General features: G+C 53.8%; 24 protein-coding genes. All 24 read right to left on the minus strand.

The window, feature by feature from the left end; translation table 11 throughout:
- Nucleotides 1-9 precede the first annotated feature (9 nt).
- Nucleotides 10-366: a 30S ribosomal protein S13 gene (gene rpsM / locus D777_RS17285; protein ID WP_036134911.1), complete on the minus strand. Its 357-nt coding sequence runs from the start codon at nucleotides 364-366 to the stop codon at nucleotides 10-12.
- Between the two features lie 140 nt (nucleotides 367-506).
- A complete protein-coding gene (gene rpmJ, locus D777_RS17900) occupies nucleotides 507-620 on the minus strand; it encodes a 50S ribosomal protein L36 (protein ID WP_008174902.1) in 114 nt (37 codons plus the stop codon).
- Nucleotides 621-650: 30 nt separating this feature from the next.
- A complete protein-coding gene (gene secY / locus D777_RS17290) occupies nucleotides 651-1973 on the minus strand; it encodes a preprotein translocase subunit SecY (protein WP_036134914.1) in 1323 nt (440 codons plus the stop codon).
- Nucleotides 1974-1990: 17 nt separating this feature from the next.
- Nucleotides 1991-2425, minus strand: coding sequence for a 50S ribosomal protein L15 (gene rplO / locus D777_RS17295; protein WP_036134917.1), 435 nt, complete (start codon nucleotides 2423-2425; stop codon nucleotides 1991-1993).
- A 1-nt stretch (nucleotide 2426) separates the two neighbouring features.
- Nucleotides 2427-2615, minus strand: a complete 189-nt coding sequence (gene rpmD, locus D777_RS17300; RefSeq protein ID WP_036134920.1) for a 50S ribosomal protein L30 — start codon at nucleotides 2613-2615, stop codon at nucleotides 2427-2429.
- A 4-nt stretch (nucleotides 2616-2619) separates the two neighbouring features.
- A complete protein-coding gene (gene rpsE / locus D777_RS17305; RefSeq protein ID WP_036134921.1) occupies nucleotides 2620-3120 on the minus strand; it encodes a 30S ribosomal protein S5 in 501 nt (166 codons plus the stop codon).
- Nucleotides 3121-3132: 12 nt separating this feature from the next.
- Nucleotides 3133-3480 (minus strand): 50S ribosomal protein L18, encoded by a 348-nt coding sequence (rplR, locus tag D777_RS17310; RefSeq protein ID WP_036134922.1) that lies wholly within the window; start codon nucleotides 3478-3480, stop codon nucleotides 3133-3135.
- A 9-nt stretch (nucleotides 3481-3489) separates the two neighbouring features.
- A complete protein-coding gene (gene rplF / locus D777_RS17315; protein ID WP_036134923.1) occupies nucleotides 3490-4023 on the minus strand; it encodes a 50S ribosomal protein L6 in 534 nt (177 codons plus the stop codon).
- 12 nt (nucleotides 4024-4035) lie between these two features.
- Nucleotides 4036-4428: a 30S ribosomal protein S8 gene (rpsH, locus tag D777_RS17320; RefSeq protein ID WP_036134924.1), complete on the minus strand. Its 393-nt coding sequence runs from the start codon at nucleotides 4426-4428 to the stop codon at nucleotides 4036-4038.
- Between the two features lie 88 nt (nucleotides 4429-4516).
- A complete protein-coding gene (rpsN, locus tag D777_RS17325) occupies nucleotides 4517-4822 on the minus strand; it encodes a 30S ribosomal protein S14 (protein ID WP_036134925.1) in 306 nt (101 codons plus the stop codon).
- 13 nt (nucleotides 4823-4835) lie between these two features.
- Nucleotides 4836-5375 (minus strand): 50S ribosomal protein L5, encoded by a 540-nt coding sequence (gene rplE, locus D777_RS17330; RefSeq protein ID WP_036134926.1) that lies wholly within the window; start codon nucleotides 5373-5375, stop codon nucleotides 4836-4838.
- A 15-nt stretch (nucleotides 5376-5390) separates the two neighbouring features.
- Nucleotides 5391-5711, minus strand: coding sequence for a 50S ribosomal protein L24 (gene rplX / locus D777_RS17335; RefSeq protein ID WP_036134927.1), 321 nt, complete (start codon nucleotides 5709-5711; stop codon nucleotides 5391-5393).
- Between the two features lie 17 nt (nucleotides 5712-5728).
- A complete protein-coding gene (gene rplN, locus D777_RS17340) occupies nucleotides 5729-6097 on the minus strand; it encodes a 50S ribosomal protein L14 (protein ID WP_036134928.1) in 369 nt (122 codons plus the stop codon).
- A gap of 18 nt (nucleotides 6098-6115) precedes the next feature.
- Nucleotides 6116-6382, minus strand: coding sequence for a 30S ribosomal protein S17 (rpsQ, locus tag D777_RS17345; protein WP_036134930.1), 267 nt, complete (start codon nucleotides 6380-6382; stop codon nucleotides 6116-6118).
- A 1-nt stretch (nucleotide 6383) separates the two neighbouring features.
- Nucleotides 6384-6575: a 50S ribosomal protein L29 gene (rpmC, locus tag D777_RS17350; protein WP_036134932.1), complete on the minus strand. Its 192-nt coding sequence runs from the start codon at nucleotides 6573-6575 to the stop codon at nucleotides 6384-6386.
- Entirely contained in the window at nucleotides 6575-6988 is a 414-nt protein-coding gene (gene rplP, locus D777_RS17355; RefSeq protein ID WP_036134934.1) for a 50S ribosomal protein L16, read from the minus strand. Before rplP ends, rpmC begins: the two co-directional genes overlap by 1 nt.
- A gap of 12 nt (nucleotides 6989-7000) precedes the next feature.
- The gene (gene rpsC / locus D777_RS17360; RefSeq protein ID WP_036134935.1) at nucleotides 7001-7684 is read right to left on the minus strand and encodes a 30S ribosomal protein S3; all 684 of its coding nucleotides are present in this window, start codon (nucleotides 7682-7684) and stop codon (nucleotides 7001-7003) included.
- 11 nt (nucleotides 7685-7695) lie between these two features.
- Nucleotides 7696-8028 (minus strand): 50S ribosomal protein L22, encoded by a 333-nt coding sequence (gene rplV, locus D777_RS17365; RefSeq protein ID WP_036134941.1) that lies wholly within the window; start codon nucleotides 8026-8028, stop codon nucleotides 7696-7698.
- Between the two features lie 16 nt (nucleotides 8029-8044).
- A complete protein-coding gene (rpsS, locus tag D777_RS17370) occupies nucleotides 8045-8320 on the minus strand; it encodes a 30S ribosomal protein S19 (RefSeq protein ID WP_007154011.1) in 276 nt (91 codons plus the stop codon).
- A 24-nt stretch (nucleotides 8321-8344) separates the two neighbouring features.
- Nucleotides 8345-9172, minus strand: coding sequence for a 50S ribosomal protein L2 (gene rplB, locus D777_RS17375; RefSeq protein WP_036134943.1), 828 nt, complete (start codon nucleotides 9170-9172; stop codon nucleotides 8345-8347).
- Nucleotides 9173-9189: 17 nt separating this feature from the next.
- Nucleotides 9190-9483, minus strand: coding sequence for a 50S ribosomal protein L23 (gene rplW, locus D777_RS17380; protein WP_036134945.1), 294 nt, complete (start codon nucleotides 9481-9483; stop codon nucleotides 9190-9192).
- On the minus strand, nucleotides 9480-10085 hold the full coding sequence (rplD, locus tag D777_RS17385) for a 50S ribosomal protein L4 (RefSeq protein ID WP_036134947.1): 606 nt from the start codon (nucleotides 10083-10085) through the stop codon (nucleotides 9480-9482). Before rplD ends, rplW begins: the two co-directional genes overlap by 4 nt.
- Nucleotides 10086-10096: 11 nt before the next feature.
- Nucleotides 10097-10735, minus strand: a complete 639-nt coding sequence (rplC, locus tag D777_RS17390; protein ID WP_036134949.1) for a 50S ribosomal protein L3 — start codon at nucleotides 10733-10735, stop codon at nucleotides 10097-10099.
- 76 nt (nucleotides 10736-10811) lie between these two features.
- Nucleotides 10812-11123: a 30S ribosomal protein S10 gene (rpsJ, locus tag D777_RS17395; protein WP_004580743.1), complete on the minus strand. Its 312-nt coding sequence runs from the start codon at nucleotides 11121-11123 to the stop codon at nucleotides 10812-10814.
- Nucleotides 11124-11354 lie beyond the last annotated feature (231 nt).

Consider the following 11354-nt stretch of genomic DNA (forward strand, 5'->3'; position numbering starts at 1 on the left):
GCCTACCTGTTACTTGCGAATAGGTTTGCGAGGACCTTTACGGGTGCGGGCGTTGGTCTTTGTGCGCTGACCGCGGACCGGAAGTCCATGACGGTGACGCAGACCACGGAAGCAACCGAGATCCTTCAAACGCTTGATGTTCATCTGTACTTCACGACGCAGATCGCCTTCAACAGTCACCTTGCCCACTTCAGTACGAAGTGCTTCAAGCTGATCGTCGGTAAGGTCTTTGACCTTGACGTCCGGCTTAACGCCGGTTGCATCGCAAAGCTTCTGGGCTGTTGTCTTGCCAACACCAAAGATGTAAGTCAGCGAGATAACAGCATGTTTGTTATCGGGTATATTGACACCGGCTATACGTGCCATCCAAATTACTCCGCGTTCAAAGCTTTGCTGTGTGAATTTTCCGCCACAAAAAGGGCGCGAAATAATAGCGCTTGACCCTATACAGAGTCAAGCGCCACTATTCCGAACCCCTGCAATGTCAGAACATATTCCGTTAGGAATTAGCCCTGGCGCTGCTTGTGACGAGGCTCCGAGCAAATGACCCGTACTGAGCCATTGCGACGAATTACTTTGCAGTTACGGCAAATTTTCTTTACCGAAGCGCGTACTTTCATTGTCGACTCCAGTTTCCAAGGGGAACGGGATTAACCGTTCCGACCATAGCCTTTGAGATTGGACTTCTTCATCAGCGATTCATACTGATGGGACATCAGGTGCGACTGGACCTGAGCCATGAAATCCATCACCACGACTACCACAATCAGCAGTGAGGTACCGCCCAAATAAAACGGCACATTCCCAGCCACCATCAAAAACTGAGGGAACAGGGATACTGCTGCAATGTACATTGCCCCAAACAGTGTCAGACGAGTCAGAACGCCATCAATATACTTGGCTGTCTGATCCCCTGGACGAATGCCCGGGATAAACGCTCCAGAGCGCTTGAGGTTATCCGCAACTTCTTTCGGGTTGTACATCAGCGCCGTATAGAAATAGCAGAAGAACACCACTGCTACTGCAAACAGAATGATATACAACGGCTGGCTAGGCGCCAGAGCCTGCGAAACATCGCTCAGCCATTCCATGCCTTCGCCCTGTCCGAACCATTGCCCCATTGAGGCCGGGAACAGCAGGATTGAGGACGCAAAGATCGGCGGAATAACACCCGCCATATTGACCTTCAGAGGCAAATGACTCGACTGCTGCGCAAAGACGCGACGTCCTTGCTGACGCTTGGCGTAGTTTATCGTGAGGCGACGCTGTCCACGCTCCATGAATACCACGAAGCCGATCACCGCCACGGCTACGATACCAATACCAAGCACAAACAACAGGCTCATTTCGCCGTTGCGCGCCTGTTCAAGCGTCTGCCCGATCGCACCGGGCAAACCAGCGACGATGCCTGCAAATATCAGTAGGGAAATGCCGTTTCCAACGCCACGCTCGGTGATTTGCTCACCGAGCCACATCATGAATACAGCACCACTGACAAACGAAACAACCGCAACGAAATGGAAGCTGAAGCTGTCGTTGAAGGTCACGCCCTGAGACGCCAGGCCTACTGAAATTCCTGCACCCTGTACAAGGGCAAGGATAACCGTACCGTACCGCGTGTACTGGCTAATCTTACGACGGCCAGACTCGCCTTCTTTCTTCAGCTGCTCAAGCTGCGGACTAACCGCAGTCATGAGCTGCATGATAATCGAAGCCGAAATGTACGGCATGATACCGAGTGCGAAGATACTCATGCGCTCAAGCGCACCACCAGAAAACATGTTGAACATGCTCAGGATGGTTCCCTGATTCTGCTCAAACAGTGCCGCCAGTCGGTCGGGGTTAATTCCGGGCACTGGGATGTGAGCACCGATCCGGTACACCAACAATGCCAGGAAGACAAACCAGAGCCGAGATCTCAGCTCCGCCAGTCCTTTACCCGCGCCCGCAGGCAATGATGCTGTCTTGGCCATTTAGTCCTCGACTCGCCTTAGTCTTCGACTTTACCACCCGCGGCAGTGATTGCCTCGCGTGCGCCTTTGGTTACCCGAAGTCCTTTTACGGTTACCGCACGGCTCAACTCACCGGACAGAATAACCTTCGCTTCGCGAATTTCTTCACGAACGATATCAGCTTTCTTCAGAGCGTCCAGGTCGACCACGTCGCCATCCACTTTCGCCAGTTCATTCAGGCGGATCTCCGCCACATAACGCTGCTGACGGGAAGTGAAGCCGAACTTCGGCAGACGACGAGCCAATGGCTGCTGACCACCCTCGAAGCCCGGTGCTACGGAACCACCGGAACGGGACTTCAGACCCTTGTGACCACGACCACCGGTTTTACCGAGGCCGCTACCGATACCACGACCAACGCGCTTTGCCGAAGGACGTGAACCGGGTTCTGGAGCAAGTTCGTTCAGACGCATCTTAGTTCTCCTCAACCCGAACCAGGTAATTTACCCGGTTGATCATACCGCGAACGGAAGGAGTGTCCTCCACCTCAACAGTGTGACCGATTTTACGAAGACCCAGGCCCTTAACGCACAGCTTGTGCTTCGGCTGACAGCCGATCGGACTACGGGTCAGAGTTACTTTGATCGTTTTTGCGTTCGCCATGACTTCAACCCAGAATATCTTCCACGGTCTTACCGCGCTTGGCTGCGATATCTTCCGGCGCTTGCATCGCCTGAAGGCCCTTGATGGTGGAACGTACCACGTTTACAGGGTTGGTAGACCCGTAACACTTGGACAGTACGTTCTGAACACCAGCCACTTCCAGAACGGCGCGCATTGCACCACCGGCAATGACACCAGTACCCTCGGAAGCCGGCTGCATGTAGACCTTGGATCCGCCATGCTGCGCCTTGACCGGATACTGAAGCGTATTTCCGTCAAGTGCGACATCAACCATGTTCTTACGCGCAGCTTCCATGGCTTTCTGGATAGCGACAGGCACTTCACGCGCCTTGCCACGACCAAAACCAACGCGACCTTTACCATCACCCACCACAGTCAGTGCGGTGAAAGCGAAAATACGGCCACCTTTAACCACTTTGGCGACACGATTTACCTGAACCAGCCTTTCCTGGAGCTCAGGCGCTTTCTGTTCGTTAACGCTCATCTTCTCCACCTCTTAGAATTGCAAGCCAGCTTCACGAGCCGCGTCGGCCAAGGCCTGGATACGACCGTGATAACGGTAACCGGAGCGGTCAAAAGCAACCTGCTCAACACCTGCCGCCTTGGCGCGCTCAGCGATCAGCTGACCGACCTTCTTGGCGGCGTCCACGTTACCGGTTGCACCCTGGCGCAGTTCCTTATCCAACGTGGAGGCAGAAGCCAGCACCTGGCTGCCATCTGCGGTAGTGACCTGGGCGTACATGTGACGCGGTGTGCGATGCACGCACAGGCGATTGGTACCCAGCTCACGGATCTTCATGCGCACTTTGCGTGCGCGACGCAATCTTTCGTTATTCGCGCTCATAGTCCCGCCTTATTTCTTCTTGGCTTCTTTGCGTCTGACCTGCTCATCCGCATAACGAACACCCTTACCTTTATACGGCTCGGGCGGACGGTAAGCGCGGATTTCCGCAGCGACCTGGCCAACCTGTTGCTTATCGATCCCGCGAATAACAACTTCCGTTTGAGACGGAGTTTCTGCGGTGATCCCCTCGGGCAGCTCGTATTCGACCGGGTGTGAAAAACCCAATGTCAGGTTGAGCTTTTTGCCCTGCGCCTGGGCACGATAACCAACGCCCACCAACTGGAGTTTGCGCTCGAAACCTGCAGTAACACCGGTAACCATATTGTTAATCAGTGCACGGGTAGTACCTGCGAGTGCGCGGGACTGCTTGGCGCCATCACGAGCCGCGAAGCGCAGGACGTTTTCTTCCTGAGACACCTCTACAGCCTGATGTACAGTAAACTGAAGCGCTCCCTTGGAGCCCTTCACATTGATTTCCTGTCCGTTCAGCTTCACTTCAACACCGGAAGGCAGCACGACAGGATTATTGGCAACCCTGGACATGAAAAACCTCCTTTAGAATACGGTGCAGATGATTTCGCCACCCACGCCGGCAGCTCGCGCTGCACGGTCGCTCATAACGCCCTTGGACGTAGAGACGATGGCTACACCAAGACCGCCGGATACTTTCGGCAGTTCCCCAGCGCCGCGATACTGGCGCAGACTCGGACGGCTGGCCCGCTGAATCTCCTCAATAACCGGCTTGCCACCGAAATATTTCAGAGTGATAGTCAGCTCAGGCTTGGCTTCAGCTGAAACGGAAAAATCTTCAACATAGCCCTCGTCCTTCAGGACCTGAGCTACGGAGATCTTCATCTTTGAAGATGGCATCGTAACGTCTGCTTTTGATGCCATCTGAGCATTACGGATACGGGTAAACATATCCGCAAGCGTATCTTGCATACTCATTGGTATGAGGCTCCTGATCTTTTTAGTTGTGCAGCGGCGTGCCGCACCGCTTACCAACAGGCGCCTGACCGAAGTCAGGACACCTATTTTACCAGCTGGACTTGGTCAGGCCCGGAACATCGCCACGCATGCCGTATTCACGGAGTTTAATCCGTGAAAGCTCGAACTTACGCAGGACGCCGTGAGGACGACCAGTCACCTGGCAACGATTACGAAGACGTGCAGGGCTGGCATTACGAGGAAGCTGCTGAAGCTTCATCTGCGCATCCCAACGGTCATCGTCGCTGGTATTTGGGTTTTTGATAATCGCCTTGAGCTCTGCACGCTTCGCTGCATACTTCGCAACGGTCTTTTCGCGCTTGAGCTCACGGTTTTTCATGGAAACCTTAGCCATTACACTCGTTCCTTTATTTCTTGAACGGAAAGCCGAAGGCTTTCAGCAGTTCACGACCTTCATCGTCGGTACCGGCAGTAGTGGTAATGGTGATATCCAGACCACGGATCTTGTCGACTTTGTCGTACTCAATCTCAGGGAAAATGATCTGCTCACGCACACCCATGCTGTAGTTACCACGACCATCGAACGACTTGGGGTTCAGACCGCGGAAGTCACGAACGCGGGGAACCGCGATGTGAACCAGGCGATCAAAGAAATCCCACATACGCTCGCCGCGCAGAGTAACTTTACAGCCGATCGGCCAACCCTCACGGATTTTGAAACCCGCGACGGATTTACGAGCCTTGGTGACAACAACCTTCTGACCTGCCAGAGCCTCAAGATCAGCCACGGCATTCTCGATCAGCTTTTTGTCACCAACCGCTTCACCAACACCCATGTTCAGGGTGATTTTCTCGATACGCGGCACCTGCATGATGTTCTTGTAGCCGAACTCCTTCTGCAGGGCGGGTACCACTTCCTTACTGTACTGCTCTTTCATATTAAGCATCGTAACCACCACCGCTTACTGGTTATCGACAGCTTCATTCGTGGACTTGAAGATCCGCACTTTCGCGCCGTCTTCCTTCACTTGGAAGCCTACGCGATCGGCTTTGCCGGTCTGCGGATTAAAAATAGCCACGTTGGAAGCCTGGATAGGTGCTTCTTTTTCGACGATACCACCCGGGGTACCCAGCATTGGGTTAGGCTTGGTGTGCTTCTTGATCATATTGATCCCTGAAACCACAACACGGCCGTCGTCCTGGACTTTCAGGACTTTACCACGTTTGCCTTTATCTTTCCCCGTGGTGACGATTACTTCGTCATCTCGTTTGATCTTTTTCATAACCGGCCTCTGGTCCTTTAAAGTACTTCGGGTGCCAGTGAGATAATCTTCATGAACTTCTCGTTACGCAGTTCACGGGTAACCGGTCCGAAGATACGGGTACCAATCGGTGCGTCCTGAGCGTTCAGAAGCACTGCCGCATTTCCGTCAAAACGGATCAGCGAACCGTCTGGACGACGGACGCCCTTACGGGTGCGCACAACGACAGCCTTCAGGACCTGGCCTTTCTTCACTTTACCGCGGGGGATGGCTTCCTTAACGGTCACCTTGATGATATCCCCAACGCCGGCGTAACGCCGGTGTGAACCGCCCAGGACCTTGATGCACTGAACCTGGCGTGCACCACTGTTGTCCGCGACATCAAGCATTGTTTGAGTCTGAATCATGGTTGTTCTCCGGGCGAATTACACCTTGGATGCACGTTCGGTGACTTCAACCAGGGCCCAGCTCTTGGTCTTGGAGACCGGACGGGTTTCCTGGATGGTCACAGTGTCACCGATGTTGCACTGGTTACTCTCATCATGAGCGTGAATCTTGGTTGAGCGCTTCATGTACTTACCGTACAGCGGATGTTTTTCCTGACGCTCGACCAGAACCACGATGGACTTGTCCATCTTGTTGCTCACGACCTTCCCACTCAGAGTTCTGGCAGTTTGGGTAGCTTCAGTCATGTCACTGTCCTGCCTTTTGGTTCAAAACTGTTTTCACGCGTGCAATGTCGCGCTTCACCTTACGAAGGAGGTGAGACTGATTCAGCTGACCTGTTGCCTTACGCATACGCAGGTTGAACTGCTCCTTCAGGAGGTCGATCAGCTCTTTGTTCAGCTCCTCGACTGACTTTTCACGCAGCTCTGTTGCTTTCATCACATCACCGTCCTCGTTACAAAGGTGGTCTGTACCGGCAGTTTGGCCGCCGCCAGAGTGAAGGCCTCACGAGCAACTTCCTCGGAAACACCTTCCATCTCGTAGAGCATACGGCCTGGCTGGATTTCAGCCACCCAATACTCGACAGAACCCTTACCTTTACCCATCCGAACTTCCAGGGGCTTGCCAGTGATCGGCTTATCCGGGAACACCCGAATCCAGATCTTACCGCCCCGCTTAATACGACGGTTCATGGTACGACGCGCCGCCTCGATCTGGCGCGCATTTATACGTCCACGACTGGTCGCTTTCAATCCGTATTCACCGAAGCTCACCTTGTTGGCACGGTGAGCAAGACCGGTGTTACGGCCCTTCATTACCTTGCGAAATTTGGTGCGTTTTGGTTGCAGCATTAGAGTGCCCCTTTACTTAGAACCTTTCTTCCCAGAGGCTTTCTTGTCAGCACGGACCTGCTCCATACCACCAAGAATCTCACCTTTGAAGATCCATACCTTGACGCCGATTACGCCGTAAGTGGTATGCGCTTCGTAGGTTGCGTAATCAATGTCTGCACGCAGTGTGTGCAGAGGTACACGACCTTCGCGATACCACTCGGAACGTGCGATTTCAGCACCCCCAAGACGACCGCCTACCTGGATCTTGATACCCTTGGCGCCCTGACGCATGGCGTTCTGAACCGCGCGCTTCATGGCACGACGGAACATCACACGACGCTCGAGCTGACCGGCAACGTTTTGCGCTACCAGGCGGGCATCCAGGTCCGGCTTGCGGACTTCCTCGATGTTGATGTGCACAGGCACACCCATCATGCCGCTAACTTCGCGACGCAGACGATCAACATCTTCACCCTTCTTACCGATAACAATACCGGGGCGGGCAGTATGGATCGTGATCCGGGCGTTCTGAGCAGGGCGCTCGATCACAATCTTGCTGACAGACGCCTTAACCAGACGCTTGTCCAGGAACTCACGAACCTCAATATCATTGAGAAGGTTCTTGGAGTATTCCTTCTTGTCGGCATACCAGACTGAGTTGTGCTCTTTGATCACACCCAGGCGAATGCCGGTTGGATTTACTTTATGACCCATCTGAGCATCTCCTACTTGTCGGCGACCTTGACGGTGATATGACAGGTGCGCTTGAAAATACGATCAGCGCGCCCCTTGGCTCGAGCCTTGATCCGCTTGAGCGTCGGGCCCTCGTCCACCATGATGGTGGAAACCTTCAGATCATCTACGTCCAGACCTTCGTTGTGCTCAGCATTGGCAATGGCGGACTCAAGAGCTTTCTTGATCACAACCGCTGCCTTCTTCGGGCTGAAAGTCAGAATGTTCAGGGCATCCTCAACAGCTTTGCCGCGTACCTGGTCAGCGACAAGACGTGCTTTCTGAGCTGAGAGGTTAGCGCCCTTGTACTTGGCTGCTACTTCCATTTCTATTACCTCACAATCAGCGTTTAGCTTTCTTGTCGGCCGCATGACCACGATAAGTGCGCGTTGCCGCGAACTCACCCAGCTTATGTCCAACCATATCTTCGGTGACATAAACCGGCACGTGTTGCTTGCCGTTGTGGACTGCAATGGTCAGGCCTACCATCTCTGGGAAGACTGTGGACCGGCGGGACCAGGTTTTAATGGGCCGCTTGTCGTTAGCTTCCAGAGCTGCCTCGACCTTCTTCAACAGATGCAGGTCTATAAAAGGACCTTTCTTCAAAGAACGTGGCACAGCAAATTACCTCTATGTAGTCGTTTACTTGGCCGAACGACGACGTACTATCATCTTGTCAGTACGCTTGTTCTTACGAGTCTTATGCCCTTTGGTCGGAACACCCCACGGAGTAACCGGGTGACGTCCGCCAGAGGTACGCCCTTCACCACCACCATGTGGGTGGTCAACTGGGTTCATAGCAACACCACGTACTGTTGGCCGTTTGCCGCGCCAACGTGATGCACCCGCTTTACCAAGCTGCTTGAGGCTGTGCTCGCTGTTACATACTTCACCCAGCGTTGCACGGCAGTCTACAAGCACCTTACGCATTTCACCTGAACGCAGGCGGAGGGTGGCATAAGCCCCTTCCCGAGCAACCAGCTGTACGGATGCGCCCGCAGAGCGAGCCAGCTGAGCACCTTTGCCAGGCTTGAGTTCAACGCAATGGATCACAGAACCAACCGGAATGTTCCGGATCGGCAATGTAGAACCAACCTTGATCGGCGCGTCGATACCAGAACGCACTTCGTCACCTGCCTTTACACCCTTGGGAGCGATAATGTAACGACGCTCACCATCGGCATACTTCAACAGTGCAATGTGCGCTGAGCGGTTGGGATCATATTCCAGGCGCTCTACAACCGCCGGAATACCATCTTTGGTCCGCTTGAAATCAATTACGCGGTAGTGCTTTTTGTGGCCACCACCAACGTGACGGGTAGTGATACGACCAAAATGGTTACGACCACCCGACTTACTCAGGGTTTCTACCAACGGCTCGTAAGGGCGCCCCTTATGGAGATCCGGGTTGTAAAGCTTTACAACGTGGCGGCGTCCGGCAGATGTTGGCTTGGTTTTGATGATCGGCATTTTACGACCCCTTTACCTTATTCCACATCCAGAAAATCGATGTCCTGACCTTCTGCCAGCTTGACGTAAGCCTTACGAATGTCATTACGCTTGCCGAACCCGCGGATAGTGCGCTTAAGCTTACCCTTGCGATTCAGAACCTGAACACCTTCGACGGTGACGTTGAACAGCTGCTCAACGGCTTTCTTGATCTCCGGCTTGGTTGCATCAGGCGCTACACGAAAGACCACCTGATTATTTTCCGCCGCCAGAGATGCTTTCTCTGATACGTGAGGCCCAAGAAGGACCTTATAAATACGTTCCTGATTCATCCCAGCATCTCCTCGATCTTCTTCAGAGCGGGAACAGTCACCACGACATTCTCAAAGGCAACCAGGCTGACCGGATCGAGACCCGCAACATCACGAACATCCACGTGGGGAACGTTGCGAGACGCCAGATGCAGGTTCTGCTCAACGCTTTCAGCCAGGATCAGCGCATTGGAGACACCGAGATCCTTCAACTTGGCATTGAATGCCTTGGTCTTCGGAGTGTCGAAGCTCATGTCATCAACCACGACCAAACGCTCCTGACGGACCAGCTCTGAAAAAATAGAGCGCAGCGCCGCGCGGTACATCTTGCGGTTGACTTTCTGCTCAAAGTCGCGGGGCTTGGCAGCAAACGTGGTACCACCTGAACGCCAGATCGGGCTACGAATAGTACCCGCGCGAGCACGACCGGTGCCCTTTTGACGCCAAGGCTTCTTACCACCACCACGAACTTCGGAACGTGTCTTCTGAGCTTTGGTACCCTGACGACCAGCCGCCATGTAGGCAGTGACCACCTGATGAACCAGAGACTCGTTGAAATCTTTTGCGAACGTAGCGTCGGAAACAGAAACTCCCTTGCCGCTACCAGTAATTGTCAATTCCATCGCACCGCTCCTCAGGCTTTAACTGCAGGCTTGATGACAACATCGCCGCCAGTTGCGCCAGGTACCGCACCGCTTACCAGCAGCAGGTTGCGCTCGGCGTCGACACGGACGATCTTCAGGTTCTGCACAGTCACCTGCGCATTACCCATTTGGCCCGCCATCTTTTTGCCCTTGAATACCTTGCCCGGAGTCTGGTTCTGACCAATAGAACCCGGAGCACGGTGAGACAGGGAGTTACCGTGAGTCGCGTCTTGCATGGAGAAGTTCCAGCGCTTAACACCACCCTGGAAACCCTTACCCTTGGACTGACCTACAGCATCAACCACCTGACCATCCTCAAAGATGGTTGCAGTGATCTCACCACCAGCGGCCAGATCTTCGCCTTCGCCATCGGCAAGACGGAATTCCCAGACACCACGACCCGCCTCAACGCCGGCCTTCGCAAAATGACCAGCTTCGGCTTTGGTTACGCGAGAGGAGCGACGAGCACCGACAGTGACCTGAACGGCACGGTAGCCATCGCTTTCGAGAGTTTTAAGCTGGGTAATGCGGTTGGGCTCAACCTCAATTACCGTAACGGGCAGCGCCTGCCCATCTTCCGTAAAAATACGGGTCATACCGGCCTTACGACCGACAACACCAATTGCCATGTTTCACCTCTTAAGTGTACGGGGCTCTCACCCTCTATGGCCTTATGACAGTTACACAGACTAATACCGGGCGGTATTAGCCGAGGCTAATCTGAACGTCTACACCTGCAGCCAGGTCCAACTTCATCAGAGCATCTACTGTCTTTTCCGTCGGCTCAACGATGTCGAGCAAACGCTTATGCGTACGAATTTCGTACTGATCCCGCGCGTCTTTGTTGACGTGTGGAGAGATCAATACCGTGTACTTTTCCTTCCGCGTCGGCAGAGGGATTGGACCACGCACCTGAGCGCCGGTCCGCTTAGCGGTATCGACAATCTCCTGCGTGGACTGGTCGATCAGACGATAATCAAACGCCTTCAACCGGATTCGAATTTTTTGGCTTTGCATGATGCACCAAACTCCACTCGTAGCAGCTACTTTATTAGCCGACCTTCAAAAAAAGGAGCCGCATTGTATGCATATTACACAACCCTGTCAACAGCTACGCCACTGACAGGGTTGCAGGTACTTTGCGACTGAAACAGAAAAAGGGGCTGAAACATCAGCCCCTTTTTCCGATCAAACGAGCTTGATCACTCGATGATCTTGGATACCACGCCGGCACCAACGGTACGGCCG

The sequence above is a fragment of the Marinobacter nitratireducens genome (genome assembly GCF_000708045.1).
GTDB classification, from domain to species: Bacteria; Pseudomonadota; Gammaproteobacteria; order Pseudomonadales; family Oleiphilaceae; genus Marinobacter; species Marinobacter nitratireducens.

Excerpts from the sequence above, each read along its gene's own strand:
- rplX (WP_036134927.1), bottom strand. The coding sequence starts at position 5,711 with ATGAAAAAGATCAAACGAGATGACGAAGTAATCGTCACCACGGGGAAA.
- rpmC (WP_036134932.1), bottom strand. The coding sequence starts at position 6,575 with ATGAAAGCAACAGAGCTGCGTGAAAAGTCAGTCGAGGAGCTGAACAAA.
- rplB (WP_036134943.1), bottom strand. The coding sequence starts at position 9,172 with ATGCCGATCATCAAAACCAAGCCAACATCTGCCGGACGCCGCCACGTT.
- rplE (WP_036134926.1), bottom strand. The coding sequence starts at position 5,375 with ATGCTTAATATGAAAGAGCAGTACAGTAAGGAAGTGGTACCCGCCCTG.
- rplV (WP_036134941.1), bottom strand. The coding sequence starts at position 8,028 with ATGGAAGTAGCAGCCAAGTACAAGGGCGCTAACCTCTCAGCTCAGAAA.
- rplN (WP_036134928.1), bottom strand. The coding sequence starts at position 6,097 with ATGATTCAGACTCAAACAATGCTTGATGTCGCGGACAACAGTGGTGCA.
- rplR (WP_036134922.1), bottom strand. The coding sequence starts at position 3,480 with ATGAGCGCGAATAACGAAAGATTGCGTCGCGCACGCAAAGTGCGCATG.
- rplF (WP_036134923.1), bottom strand. The coding sequence starts at position 4,023 with ATGTCCAGGGTTGCCAATAATCCTGTCGTGCTGCCTTCCGGTGTTGAA.
- rplO (WP_036134917.1), bottom strand. The coding sequence starts at position 2,425 with ATGCGTCTGAACGAACTTGCTCCAGAACCCGGTTCACGTCCTTCGGCA.
- rplD (WP_036134947.1), bottom strand. The coding sequence starts at position 10,085 with ATGGAATTGACAATTACTGGTAGCGGCAAGGGAGTTTCTGTTTCCGAC.
- rplC (WP_036134949.1), bottom strand. The coding sequence starts at position 10,735 with ATGGCAATTGGTGTTGTCGGTCGTAAGGCCGGTATGACCCGTATTTTT.
- secY (WP_036134914.1), bottom strand. The coding sequence starts at position 1,973 with ATGGCCAAGACAGCATCATTGCCTGCGGGCGCGGGTAAAGGACTGGCG.
- rpmJ (WP_008174902.1), bottom strand. The coding sequence starts at position 620 with ATGAAAGTACGCGCTTCGGTAAAGAAAATTTGCCGTAACTGCAAAGTA.
- rplP (WP_036134934.1), bottom strand. The coding sequence starts at position 6,988 with ATGCTGCAACCAAAACGCACCAAATTTCGCAAGGTAATGAAGGGCCGT.
- rpsM (WP_036134911.1), bottom strand. The coding sequence starts at position 366 with ATGGCACGTATAGCCGGTGTCAATATACCCGATAACAAACATGCTGTT.
- rpsE (WP_036134921.1), bottom strand. The coding sequence starts at position 3,120 with ATGAGCGTTAACGAACAGAAAGCGCCTGAGCTCCAGGAAAGGCTGGTT.
- rpsC (WP_036134935.1), bottom strand. The coding sequence starts at position 7,684 with ATGGGTCATAAAGTAAATCCAACCGGCATTCGCCTGGGTGTGATCAAA.
- rpsH (WP_036134924.1), bottom strand. The coding sequence starts at position 4,428 with ATGAGTATGCAAGATACGCTTGCGGATATGTTTACCCGTATCCGTAAT.
- rpsJ (WP_004580743.1), bottom strand. The coding sequence starts at position 11,123 with ATGCAAAGCCAAAAAATTCGAATCCGGTTGAAGGCGTTTGATTATCGT.
- rpsQ (WP_036134930.1), bottom strand. The coding sequence starts at position 6,382 with ATGACTGAAGCTACCCAAACTGCCAGAACTCTGAGTGGGAAGGTCGTG.
- rpmD (WP_036134920.1), bottom strand. The coding sequence starts at position 2,615 with ATGGCGAACGCAAAAACGATCAAAGTAACTCTGACCCGTAGTCCGATC.
- rplW (WP_036134945.1), bottom strand. The coding sequence starts at position 9,483 with ATGAATCAGGAACGTATTTATAAGGTCCTTCTTGGGCCTCACGTATCA.
- rpsN (WP_036134925.1), bottom strand. The coding sequence starts at position 4,822 with ATGGCTAAGGTTTCCATGAAAAACCGTGAGCTCAAGCGCGAAAAGACC.